We start from the raw sequence: 11,606 nt of genomic DNA, 5'->3' as shown, positions 1-11,606 counted from the left end.
TTTTTTATTGCCTGAAGAATAGCTCTTTCACGCGTTGTTCTGCAGCCAATCATGCAGTTGGCGATAGGATGCGGCCATCTCTTCCAGCGTCGCACGATTTAACCCGCTCGGATTAGGCAGCACCCACAAACGCGTTTCACCCAGCGTTTGCGGCTGCTCGCCCCACTCAACTTTGTGCTGACGAAACGCTTTCTGAAAAGCATCCTTGCCCAACACCGCCAACGCACGCGGCTGATAGTGCAGAATCTTTTGTTGCAGGCGTGAACCACCGTCGCGTAATTCATCGCCGTCCAACTCGTTAGCCTGCACCGTTGGACGCTCCACCAGCATGGTGATGCCACAGCCAGTTTCCAGCAGCCGCTGCTCCTGCTCGGGCTTAAGTAACTCGCGCGTAAAGCCGGCCTGGTAAATCACCTTCCAAAAGCGATTACCGGGATGCGCAAAGTGAAATCCGGTGTGCGCCGACGATTTGCCCGGATTGATGCCACAAAACAGCACCTGTAAATCAGGCGCAATAATGTCGCGGATATCGTGCTCGCTCATGCCATCTCCAGTCCGGCGCGTTGTTTTACCGACCGACGACTGCTCGCCAACATCGTACGTGCTTCCTCGTCGTCCGGACAAGCACGTGCCATTGCCACCGCGCCAACCATTTCAGCCAACATGGTGGTCGCGGAGTCATCCGCATGCGGATGGTTAAGTTCATGTAGCGTCAACGCCAGGCGCTGCCGCATGGCTTCTCGCCGCTGGGAAAATAGTGTGCGCGCCTCAACCGGTAAATGTGCCATTTCACTCACCAGCGCAGGCAGCGGACAGCCTTCACCCGGCGTGTTGCAATGATGCTCGGATAAATAGCTATCGATTAACTGACTCAGTCGTTCAGCGGGATCGTTAATTGAGGTGATATCCGCAAAGCGGCGCGCCGAATCGGCAAACATCTCAGCGATCACCGCTTGCACTAAATCTTCGCGCGAGGCGAAGTGGGCATAAAAGCCGCCGTGCGTTAAGCCCACGCGCTTCATCAGCGCCGCGACACCGATGCTTTCAGTGCCGTTCTCGCGCATTACCACAGAGGCTTCATCCAGAATGCGCTGTCGCGTACGCGCTTTATGGCTCAGCTTTTCCATCTTCATTGACTCCCATATCGTTGATAGCAATCAGTGTAATTATTACAACCATCATATTCTAGCTTGACGACAAATATTATGATCGTCATATTAAACCGCGTAAATATGATAACCATCATTTAAAGGAATACACCATGTCACAACACTTGGCTTTGATCACCGGCGCATCAAGCGGAATTGGCGCGACCTATGCAAAACAGCTGGCAGCACGCGGCACAAACTTGATTCTGGTGGCGCGCGATGCAGCCAGGCTCAATCTGTTGGCGCAATCTTTGCGTGAATCACATGGCGTTGAAGTCAGCGTGTTAGCGGCCGATCTCACCAACCATGATGATTTGCAAAGAGTCGATCACGAAATCCAGCAAAATAAAGCGATAACTCTGCTGGTAAACAATGCGGGCATGACGGTTGAAGGTAAATTCATCGACGGTGACATCGCGAAAATTCAAACAATGCTGACATTAAATATCGTGGCGCTGACACAGCTGGCCCACACTGCTGCGCAGGCGTTTCGTGCACGTCGCAATGGTACGATAGTGAATATTGCTTCAGTGCTAGCGCTAGTGAGCGAATCGGCGAATGGCGCGTACAACGCCAGCAAAGCGTATGTGCTTTCCCTGACCCGTAATTTGCATCGTGAATTAGCCGAAAGCGGTGTGCGTATGCAGGCGGTGTTGCCAGGCTTAACGCGTACCGAGATTTTCGAGCGCGCAGGAAAATCCATTAACGAACTTCCCGCTGAGATGCTGATGGAAGTGGATGATTTAGTCTCGGCTGCGCTACGTGGACTTGATGCCGGCGAACTGATAACAATACCATCCGTTGAAGATGTGCAGCTTTGGCAGAGTTACGAAGAAGCACGCATCGCCATATTGCCGTTCATCTCGCTTAACAAGCCTGCATCACGCTATTTGTAGCATAAGCAAACTTTCGAATGAGCCTGGTCTCAAAAACCAATGCTGGTTGGGCGCTTAATAAGCGATAGAGCGTGGGACGATAGAATTTTCTTTTGAGATCAATGAGTCAGCTATTGCTGTAATTTTCACCATCCAAATGGCGAACTCTGGATCACCCTAACAAGATACTCTATAATCCCCGCTCCGCTGGCCCCTTAGCTCAGTGGTTAGAGCAGGCGACTCATAATCGCTTGGTCGCTGGTTCAAACCCAGCAGGGGCCACCAAATTTAGTGATGTAAATCATGAATTTAAGCCACCTTTCGAGGTGGCTTTTTTGTTTTCGCAATCTGTCATTGGCAGCAAAATGGCAGCAGATTTTCTTTCCATTTTGTTTGCTGCAATCTTCTAGAGTGTAAAAACTTCTATCACTGCTTCAAAAAGAGTTCTCTAACGAACACACCAACTGTTTTTAGGTGACTGCAGCAGGGATACTTAGGGTTTAACAGCCGAATGTTTGATCAGCCATTTTGTGAGCAGAGTTGGCATCTTCTGGATTATCCTATCTGTGCCGGTAATGTCCGCTGAAGCTTTAAGATAGTCGTAGTATTCATATGGAAAAAATGAGGGTAGCATATTGACTAATAATGATTTTTGGCGTGATGAGTATCGCAAACATCGATATATGGAATTCCTAACCGATGAAGAATTACAAGTTAGAACCAAAGACATATTTTTAAATATGGCTACTCTTACTCCCGAGGGTAAAGTCGGACTTCATGGAGTAAATAAGGAGGGTATGTTTTGGCTTTCTGTATGGACTCATATATTAGAAGAATTTACAATAAGATATGGCACGTACCCGAATGGATTCACTAATGGATTTATGAAGGATGCCTCTATAGTAAACCCTACTTTCCCTAATATACCGCCATCGAAGATAGCAATAGATAAAATTGGAGGCTTGAAGGAAGGACACATATATAAATTTGGAAAAAAAGAACATTTAGATTCCATGTATAAACATGGAAGAATAAGGATTGCCCCTGCATCATTATATAATGACTCTTCATTGAATAAAGCAATACAAGACGATGAACTTTCGTTTTCCGTAAGTACTAGATCTGAAAATATAACTTTTAAAAACAGTAATAATGAAATTATTCCTGCTTTTGGGAATGTAACTTTTCATCTCAAATCCACTACTAACTACTATGTTCATTGTTTTGCTAGTAAATACACCCTTAGAGAGTATGATGACTTTGAAGCTAATTCTTGCATTGTGATTACCAAACCAAGAATTCTGTTTCAAAAGATGATGAAGGCTGTTAAGAATAAACACCCTGAATTTAATGGGTTCGCTTCTCCAGTTAAATATTCAGACCCCCTTACTTGCAACCCGAAAGATGTCGAAATTTTATTAGCTAAACATTTTAGATACTCTTATCAGAATGAAGTCAGAACTATTTGGGTACCACCGACACCGATGCAGCACCTAGAACTGTTTTACATTGAAATAGGAAGCATGGAAAAATACGCACAAATAATTAACATTTAATTTTTTTATATTAGTGCCTTACGTAGATATCCGTAAATGTAAGGCATCTTTATTTAAGAACTTCCCTGGCTACCTTATGCCTCAGGTAAGTCGCTCTTTAACTCAAGCGTTCATAGCCACAATTGCTGCTGCTGATTCCTGCCCGGATGCGGAGGCACTGGCTTAACCGTTCCGGGCTTCATGATGATCTCTGATACAGTCTCGTGGGATTTAAACGTACAACTGCAATTGATGTTCTGGCACTGGTTATATCGTTCTTTAGTTGTTGCTGATACCTGAAAGCTGCTGCGGGTATGTGCGGCTTTACCGCACAAAGGGCAATTCATCATAATGTCGTCTCCAAAACCCAATTGAGATAAATATTACTCAATTTAACCATTTTGAGATAGCACTATTCCATTTCAAGTGAATCTATTTTCACTTCAAGTTCAATGCTGGTCGTATAGCCGTTTTCCGAGCTCAGGCTGTGCGTTAGCGTGGTGATAATCCATTCCCCCACATCAATCTGCTGTTTAAACCCGCTCACCTTTACCGGCATTTCCGTGTAGAGATCTGCGCGACCACGCGCCAGCTGAATAGAGAACGTCGCCACCCCGCGCTGTAGCCTTTCCCACTGCATTTTGGCAGCGCGCTCTGCGTTAGCCCGGCTCGCATAAGTGCGGCTCAGCACCAAGACGTTCTCATCTGTGCCGATCAGATAGTCGCCCTGCTTCGCCTCCGGCTCCTTCTTCTGCGCGGCGGGCTTGCGGCGCTTACGCTTCACCGTGGTCTCCGGCTTTTTCTCCGGCTCGCGGGTGTGAAGCCAGCTCGCGATCACGCCGGTGTAGGCGTCACGGTCAGCCAGCGTAAAGCGGTGGCCGTCGCCGTCTTTGCGCACGAGGGTGATGGCGGGCAGCACTTTGCCGCTCGCCGTCTTGCCCTGCCCCTGCCGGATAAACAGCAGGTTGCCGTTTTTGATGCAGGCCACCGCGCCGCACTGTTTCGCCAGCCGCATCAGGAAACTGGCGTCTGACTCGTTGGTCTGGTCGATATGATCCACGGCCATCTTCGCCACGTTGTCGCCTATCGCCGTTTTGAGCTTGTGCCGCCCGGCAATCTCTTTCACCACCTCGCCCACGCTGGTCTGGTGCCACGACTTTTCGCGCTTGGTGTTCAGCGTCTGGCGGAAGTCCGCGCTGCGCGCGCGCAGGGTCAGCCGGTCCGGCGTGCCGCTGTGCTCGATTTCGTCCACGGTGTAGGTGCCTTTCGGGAAAAGCGCCTCACCTTTCCAGCCGAGCGCCAGCGACAGCTCAACGCCCCGGCGCGGCATCAGCAGCTGGCCGTCCGCGTCGTCCAGTTCGATGTCCAGCTGGTCCGCTTCAAAGCCGCGGTTATCGGTCAGCGTCAGGCTGATGAGCCGCTGCTCTATCTTCTGCGTGACGTCCGCCCCGGCAAGCGTCAGACGAAAGGCGGGCGCGTTCGCCTGGCCGTTAATCCAGCTGCCCGCCATCATGAGAACAGCCCGCCCACGGCTGCGCCAACTTTACCGGCGGTGTCGGTGGCCGCGCCCTGCATGGCCGACAGCTGATCGCTGAGGCTGCCAAACATCTCACCCAGCGATTCGTCGGTGCGCTTCAGCGTCAGCGTGAACTCAATGCGCCGGCACACACCGTTGCTGAAAAACTCCGCCTTGGTCTGGCTCAGACTCTCGATCACGAACATGCCGTAAATGGTGCCGCTGCCCTCAATCAGCGGCCACGCGCGGCCCAGCTCAGCAATCTGCTCCAGCGCGAACAGCGACAGCCTGCCGCCGGTGATTTCCGGCAGCAGCACGCCCGACAGCGTGATGGTGTCATTGTCCGGGCCGAGGAACTGCAGCGAGGGACGCACGCCTACGCGGCTGTTCGACGGAAAGCGCCAGCTGCGCTGCAGCTGCAGCTCCTGATACGGCACGGTTTTAAGCATGAAAACAAACAGGCCCAGCGTCATCATCATGATTCAAATCCTCCACGGTCTCGGTAACTGCTGCGGGCGCGGGACTGCGCCTGCCGCTCTTTCGCCTCCAGCCTGCGCATCACTTCGTCCGCCACGTCCTGCGCGATCTGGCCGGGCTGCTGCATGATGGTGATCGGCGCGTGAATGCTCACGGGTGCTGCGTTCGCCACTGACTGCTGGCGCGGCGCGCCCTGCCGGTAGCTCTGCGCGGGCAGGCTCAGCGGGTGCAGCGGCTTCGCCTCGGCCGTTCCGGCAGCGGTGCCGAACGTAAGCGCCGCCATGGCCGCCAGCTGCGCGGTGCGCCTGCGGCTGGTCACGCTCACCGGCCCGCCGACGATTTCCGGGCCGTTCTCACCCACGACGCCAAACTGGCCTGCCGGAATGTTGCCGCCGGTGTCGTACATGCCCGCAAACGCCGGGAAGCCGCCCGCAGGCAGCGTGAATTTTCCGCCTGGACTGACGCTGGCGGCCTGCGGCGGCACCGGCAGCTTTGTGCCCGCCGCAGCCTTGTTAACGAGGCCGAACTTATCCAGCAGCTCGCCGATCCCGGCCTTCAGGCTGTCCAGCGGATGCATCACCATGTTCAGGCCGTCGGCCAGCGCCTGCCCGAAAGCTTTACCCTTCGCGGCGGCGCTATCCAGCTCGGCCGCCGTGGACTGTACCGGCGTCAGCAGCTCTTTAAACCAGCCGAACAGTGCCTGCACCTTGTCGCCAATCCACTGAAACACCGGCTGGAGCGGTGAAAACGCCTCGCTGATGGGTCCGGCGGCGGCCCGGAAGCCGTCCACCACGCCGCCTAAATACGCTTTAATCGGCGCCCAGTATTTCCAGATAACCAGCGCCACACCCGCAAGTGCCGCGACGGCCAGCCCGACGGGACTCAGCAGCGCACCGAGCGCCCATACCACGCCGGTCAGCACGGTGCGCAGCAGGGCAAAAGGCGACTTCACCAGCCACATCAGCGCGCCACCGGCACCGCGCACTGACGCAGCCAGCGGCGCAAGGGCCGCCCCGGCCAGCCCGCGCACCTGCGCACCCAGCGCCCGCACACCGGCCATCGGGTTACGGAAGGACGCAACCAGCGTCTGCCCGGCGTCCTGCGCCTTCTCTTTGATTTTCTCCAGCGCGCCCTCACGGAAGGCGTTCAGGATGCCGCCGCCCTCGTCCTCATCGTCACCGCCGCGCAGGGACGCCAGCGCGTCGCGGATTTTCTCCAGCCAGTTCACCGACTCCCCGGCCTCACCGCCGCTGAACAGTGAGAACAGCTTTTTGATGCCGTCGCCGGACGACGTAAGACCGGGCGCGAGTTTTGAGAATGCCTTACCCAGCCCGCCCAGCAGCGGCGAGAGCTTCGCCAGCCCTTTCAGGCCGAGCATGTTTAACCCGAAGCGCAGCATCAGGATCGGACCGAGCACGGCAGCTATGCCCACGGCAAGCGTGCCGAGCGCCAGCGTTACCGTTGCCACCACGGCGGCGATTTTCATCAGCCTGCCGACCAGCTCCGGGTTGGACTCCACCCAACGGCGCATGGTGCCGGTGACGCGCTTCACCGCGTCCATGATTTCCATCAGCGGCGCGCGCAGCGTGTCGCCGAGGCTGCTCAGCGTGTTGGCCGCACCGGTTTTCACCAGCAGCCACTGCGCGGACAGGGAATCCTTGTTGATGTCCGATTCTTTCTGCATCGAGCCGCTGGCCGCGTTGCCCTGCGTCAGCTGCAGCTGGCGTCGCAGCTCCGGCATGTTGTTGGCGAGCTTCGCCGCGTCCTTGCCGAATTCCTTGCCAAACACCATGGTCATCGCGGTAAGACGTTTGTCGGCGGGCAGGTTGTTCACTTTCTCCAGCACGCGCTGGATGGTGCCCATCGCATCCGTGGTCATCTGCTTTTCAATGGCTTTCGGGTCCAGCTTTAGCAGCGCCATGCCGCCCATAAAGGTCTTGCCCTGCATGGTGGCGACGGAGAGTTCACGCACCATGGCGTTTGCCGCGCTGGCGGCGTTTTCCGACGTTGCGCCGAGGCTCAGGAACGTGGAGCCGAGCGCCGCCGCCTTGCGGTAGTCCAGCCTGTCCGCCACGCCGCCCATGCGCTGAAGCACGTCGATAATGTCCGAGCCTTTGGACATCGCGTTGTCGTCCAGGTAGTTCAGCGCGTCGCCCAGCTGCTCGATGTTGCGCGTGGGGATTTTGTAGAGCTGCGCAATCTTGCCCAGCCCCTCGGCCAGCTCACCGGCGGGCAGCTCAAACGCGGTGGACGCCTTCGCCGCCGTGGTGGCAAATGCCAGCAGGTCGCGCTTCTGGTCCTCGTAGGAGTCGTTCTGGTTGGTCACACCCATGCGCGCGCCACCTTCAACCAGCGCGGCGTAGTCAATCGCGCCGTTGTCCATCGGCAACTGCTCGCTGGCGGCCTTGATGGCGGCCTGCATATCGTAGAACTGCGCCGTGCGGTTGCCGTCGTTGTCGCGCAATCCGTTCACCTGCTTCGCCACGCCCTTCATGGCGTCTTCCATGCCCGCCGAGGATTTTACGGCGGCCAGCACCGGCGCGCCCATCGCCAGCCCGGCCACGGAGGTCGCCGCTCCGGCACCGGCAATTTTATCGCGCACCTCAAGCGAGCGAGCGTGGCGCTCCCGCAGCGCGTTGATTTTGGCCTGCTGTTCGCCGAGCCGCTTCAGCGACTTCTGCTGCCGGTCAATCGCCACGCGCGTCTCGTCCGCGCGTCCTTTCAGGTCGCGCTGTGCCTGACTGAGTTTTTTAGTATCAATGCCGGATTCTGTGAGCGCGGCGCGCTGCCGCTGCACCGAACCCAGCAGGCCGTTATAGGATTGCTGCAGCTCGCGCACGCGGTTCTTCGCCTGCTCAAGCACCCTCGCCTGCGCGGCGGTGGGCCGGTTAGTGGCGCTGAACTGTGTCGCCAGCCTCGCCGCCTCTTCGCGCGCGCCCTTCAGGTTGTTCGCGGTAATGGCGAGCTGCGAGCGGGCTTTACGGAAGCCGTCGATGCGCGCGGCCTGCGCGTCTAAGTCCTTCAGGCTGGCGCGCGCGGTGCGCAGGGAATCGGCCAGCTCGCGGGTGCTGGCCTTGGCAGAGCGGAAGGGGCGGGTCAGTTTGTCTACCGCGTTAAGAACAACCTGCAGGCGCAAGTCTTTATCACTCATCGCTGGTCCCGTGTCGCATTATCGCCTTATGCCGCCACTCCAGTACCTCGGTCAGCGTCATGAACTCGGTAACGGACGGCGGCCAGTGAAAGACGGTGGCAATGTCCGCCACCAGATCGTCAACCGTCAGGCCGTCGCTAAATCCGACAGCACCGACTTCTTCAGTAAAAAAGTGACCACCTCAACCGACAGGCTCACCAGATCGGCGGGGTCCATCTCGGTGATTTCCTGCGTGGTCAGCGCCGGGGTAGTTACGCGCGGCAGCACGGTGATCATCGCGTTCACGTCCATGTCCATCAGCGCCTGCAGGCGGGTGCCGCGCAGCGCGCCGGACTGCGGCTTGCGCACGACGATGCTTTTAATCTCGGTTTTGCCACGCAGGATCGGGGTGTCCAGCTCAACGGTTTTTTCGGTGATTTTGTCAGTCATGACGATGTCTCGCTAAAAGGGTAAAAGTTGGCAGGGTTTGCCCTGCCGGATTAATTACAGGCCGAGCGCGTTACGGTGCGCTTCCATCAGGTCCGTACCGTCCACGATGTGAATCATGTTCACCAGGTCAATCTCGTAGAGCACTTCACCGTTGATGGTCAGCTTGGCGTAGCTGTTGGTGCCGGACACCTTGGTGGTGCTGGATTCGCCGGTCTTCCACTCGCCGGAGTCCAGCTCCTTGTGACGGCCGCGCACGACCAGCTCCACCGCCTGCACTTCGCCGGTGTCGTCGCGCTGAATGGAGCCGGTAAAGCGCAGCTGCACGCCGTCCACGGTCAGGGTGCCCATCTGCTTGAACAGCTTCGCCTCAACGCCGCCGCAGGTGAATTCAGTATCCAGCGCGCCGTCGTCCAGGCCCATGTCGATGTCCACCGCACCGTCCATGCCGCCGCCGCGATACTTTTCGAACTTGCGGGTGATTTTTGGCAGCGTCACGGACTCGATCAGCCCCTGCCAGTTGTCGCCTGCGTTGAACAGGTTGAGGTGCTTGAGCTTGCGGGGTAATGCCATGATTCAGTCTCCTTATGCGCTGACGCGGCTGGCGAAATCGACCAGGTACTGATCGGTGATGCGCTGACGCAGCAGCAGGTTTTCAAGCGGCGGCACCGGCGTGTAGTCGTAGTCGATCAGCAGCTTGCCCGCTTTGAGCGTGTCCTTGTCGTTCACACTCTCGTCCAGCCAGCAGTCCGCGCCGATGAGATAGCCCTGACTTACGAGGCTGCGCAGCTTGGCGCGAATGCCCTCGATAATGTCGCGGGCCAGCGACGGATTCAGCGCGCCGTCCACCGCCCACATGTGCGCCTCGGCCATCGTGTCGGCCAGCACCTGCGCGGTGCGGGTGTAGCACTCAAATGCAAACAGCGGGTCATCGCTGAGGCAGCGCGAACCCCAGAAGCGGAAGCCGTCTTTACGAATCAGCGTGGTGATGTCGTTCTGGTTCAGCAGGCCGGAGTCGGTGGCCGGATCCTGCAGGTCCCAGAACACGTCTTTGGAAATGCCGGTGACGCCGTTCACGCCGACGTTCGACAGGGATTTATGCCAGCCGGTTTGCTCGTCGATTTTGGCGCGCAGGCCGAGCGCGCGGGCGGTGGCGAAGGCCGTCGCGTCCGCCTTCAGCACGGTGTCAAAGTTGATGAAGTCCGGCCAGATGAGCATGCCCTCGCGCTGGCTGAAGTTCGCGCGGTAGGCAATCGCCTCTTCCACGCTCTGACAGCCGTAAGCCGACAGGTAAGCAAAGCCGCGCAGGCTCTGCGCCACGCTCAGCAGCTCGGTAGCCACAGCCTGCGTATCGTGACCGGGCACGCCGAGAATGCGGGGCTTCACGCCGCACACCGCCTGCGCGGCCAGCAGCGCCTTCATGCCGGTGCGCTGGCCGTTACTGACGCCGCCGATGATATTGGAGGTGGTTTCAGCCTCGGTTTCGCCCTGCGGCACGCGCACGACGACGGTGACGGGTTTCGCCTGGTCGGCGATGGCGTCCAGCGATCGCGCCAGCGTGCCGGACTCGCCCGCCTTGCCGCTCGCGGTGAGGACGTCGGTCAGCAGTACCGGACGATTAAGCGGGAATGTGGCCGCGTCAGCGTCGTCGCCGGTGCAGACCATGCCGACAATCGCCGTGCTGATGGTGGTGATGGTTCGGGTGCCCTCGTTGATTTCCTCAACGCGCACGCCGTGGTGATAATCCTGTGCCATATGGCGGTTCTCCTGTGAAGGGGTTCCGCTATGGTCGGCGCTATGTCACTTCGGGGCACTGATTTGCTGTTGTATGGGCAATGACACAACGGACGAGCGCAGCGCCCGTTGCTCTGAGGCGGGAATGTAGCGGTATAGAGTTTTAACCGATACGCCGATCACCAGTGACACCTGGAGAAGCGTGGCCCCCTGCGCCAGCATTCGCCGGGCGCGCTCAGTGATTTCCGGCGTCATTAGCCGCCGCCTGCCACCAATGCGACCTTTCTCGCGGGCGGCTGCAAGTCCGGCGCGGGTTCGTTCGACGATTAGCTCACGCTCCATTTCGGCAAGTGCGCCCATCACGTGGAAAAAGAATCGCCCCATCGGCGTGCTGGTATCAATGCTGTCCGTCAGGCTGCGAAAGTTTACGCCTCGCTCGCGCAGCTCCTCGGTCAGCATAACCAGATGCTGCATACTGCGCCCCAACCGGTCCAGCTTCCAAACGACGAGCGTGTCACCCCGTCCGAGTGCGCGGAGTGCTTTTTTTAGCCCCGGCCTGTCGCGGGATTTGCCGCTTATTTTATCTTCTAAAATCAGGTCGCAATTTGCGCTCATAAGCGCGTTACGCTGTAAATCCGTATTCTGCTCACTTGTTGATACCCTGATATAGCCAATCAGCATGGACTCACCCCGTTAAAAGCCGCGAAGTGTGCCAGCAGGAAACTAATCAGAGCCACATTTATC

Annotated in this window: 13 protein-coding genes and 1 tRNA gene; 3 read left to right on the top strand and 11 right to left on the bottom strand. The window is 57.3% G+C overall.

The window, feature by feature from the left end; all coding sequences use genetic code 11:
• Nucleotides 1–27: 27 nt before the first annotated feature.
• A complete protein-coding gene (gene mug / locus MWH02_RS15870; protein ID WP_271460998.1) occupies nucleotides 28–543 on the bottom strand; it encodes a G/U mismatch-specific DNA glycosylase in 516 nt (171 codons plus the stop codon).
• On the bottom strand, nucleotides 540–1,127 hold the full coding sequence (locus MWH02_RS15865; protein ID WP_271461074.1) for a TetR/AcrR family transcriptional regulator: 588 nt from the start codon (nucleotides 1,125–1,127) through the stop codon (nucleotides 540–542). Before MWH02_RS15865 ends, mug begins: the two co-directional genes overlap by 4 nt.
• A gap of 134 nt (nucleotides 1,128–1,261) precedes the next feature.
• Between MWH02_RS15865 and MWH02_RS15860 the strand changes: the two genes are divergently transcribed.
• The 3 genes from MWH02_RS15860 (at nucleotide 1,262) to MWH02_RS15850 (ending at nucleotide 3,579) form a co-directional block, all read left to right on the top strand.
• Nucleotides 1,262–2,044: an SDR family NAD(P)-dependent oxidoreductase gene (locus tag MWH02_RS15860; protein ID WP_271460997.1), complete on the top strand. Its 783-nt coding sequence runs from the start codon at nucleotides 1,262–1,264 to the stop codon at nucleotides 2,042–2,044.
• Between the two features lie 188 nt (nucleotides 2,045–2,232).
• A tRNA-Ile gene (locus tag MWH02_RS15855) sits at nucleotides 2,233–2,308 on the top strand.
• Nucleotides 2,309–2,658: 350 nt separating this feature from the next.
• The gene (locus MWH02_RS15850; RefSeq protein ID WP_271460996.1) at nucleotides 2,659–3,579 is read left to right on the top strand and encodes a hypothetical protein; all 921 of its coding nucleotides are present in this window, start codon (nucleotides 2,659–2,661) and stop codon (nucleotides 3,577–3,579) included.
• Nucleotides 3,580–3,689: 110 nt separating this feature from the next.
• On the opposite strand, the gene MWH02_RS15845 is transcribed toward MWH02_RS15850, so the two are convergent.
• From MWH02_RS15845 to MWH02_RS15805, 9 genes are all read right to left on the bottom strand, one after another.
• Entirely contained in the window at nucleotides 3,690–3,908 is a 219-nt protein-coding gene (locus tag MWH02_RS15845; RefSeq protein WP_271460995.1) for an ogr/Delta-like zinc finger family protein, read from the bottom strand.
• A gap of 62 nt (nucleotides 3,909–3,970) precedes the next feature.
• Nucleotides 3,971–5,071 carry a phage late control D family protein gene (locus MWH02_RS15840; protein ID WP_271460994.1) on the bottom strand — a complete coding sequence of 367 codons (1,101 nt, stop codon included), beginning with the start codon at nucleotides 5,069–5,071 and terminating at the stop codon, nucleotides 3,971–3,973.
• A complete protein-coding gene (locus MWH02_RS15835) occupies nucleotides 5,068–5,553 on the bottom strand; it encodes a phage tail protein (protein WP_271460993.1) in 486 nt (161 codons plus the stop codon). The genes MWH02_RS15840 and MWH02_RS15835 overlap by 4 nt, the downstream gene beginning before the upstream one ends.
• Nucleotides 5,550–8,702 carry a phage tail tape measure protein gene (locus MWH02_RS15830; protein WP_271460992.1) on the bottom strand — a complete coding sequence of 1,051 codons (3,153 nt, stop codon included), beginning with the start codon at nucleotides 8,700–8,702 and terminating at the stop codon, nucleotides 5,550–5,552. Before MWH02_RS15830 ends, MWH02_RS15835 begins: the two co-directional genes overlap by 4 nt.
• On the bottom strand, nucleotides 8,695–8,814 hold the full coding sequence (locus MWH02_RS15825) for a GpE family phage tail protein (protein WP_071531062.1): 120 nt from the start codon (nucleotides 8,812–8,814) through the stop codon (nucleotides 8,695–8,697). The genes MWH02_RS15830 and MWH02_RS15825 overlap by 8 nt, the downstream gene beginning before the upstream one ends.
• 14 nt (nucleotides 8,815–8,828) lie before the next feature.
• Complete coding sequence (locus tag MWH02_RS15820; protein ID WP_271460991.1) at nucleotides 8,829–9,131, bottom strand: phage tail assembly protein; 303 nt, start codon at nucleotides 9,129–9,131, stop codon at nucleotides 8,829–8,831.
• Nucleotides 9,132–9,185: 54 nt separating this feature from the next.
• Nucleotides 9,186–9,701, bottom strand: coding sequence for a phage major tail tube protein (locus MWH02_RS15815; protein ID WP_271460990.1), 516 nt, complete (start codon nucleotides 9,699–9,701; stop codon nucleotides 9,186–9,188).
• A 12-nt stretch (nucleotides 9,702–9,713) separates the two neighbouring features.
• A complete protein-coding gene (locus MWH02_RS15810; protein ID WP_061720443.1) occupies nucleotides 9,714–10,883 on the bottom strand; it encodes a phage tail sheath protein in 1,170 nt (389 codons plus the stop codon).
• Nucleotides 10,884–10,928: 45 nt separating this feature from the next.
• Nucleotides 10,929–11,543 carry a recombinase family protein gene (locus MWH02_RS15805; RefSeq protein ID WP_271460989.1) on the bottom strand — a complete coding sequence of 205 codons (615 nt, stop codon included), beginning with the start codon at nucleotides 11,541–11,543 and terminating at the stop codon, nucleotides 10,929–10,931.
• Between the last annotated feature and the right edge of the window lie 63 nt (nucleotides 11,544–11,606).

The organism is Pantoea leporis, from assembly GCF_028048155.1.
Taxonomy (GTDB): domain Bacteria; phylum Pseudomonadota; class Gammaproteobacteria; order Enterobacterales; family Enterobacteriaceae; genus Pantoea; species Pantoea leporis.
Note: the sequence above shows the minus strand (reverse complement) of the source record. Positions and strands in the feature narration are given on the sequence as shown.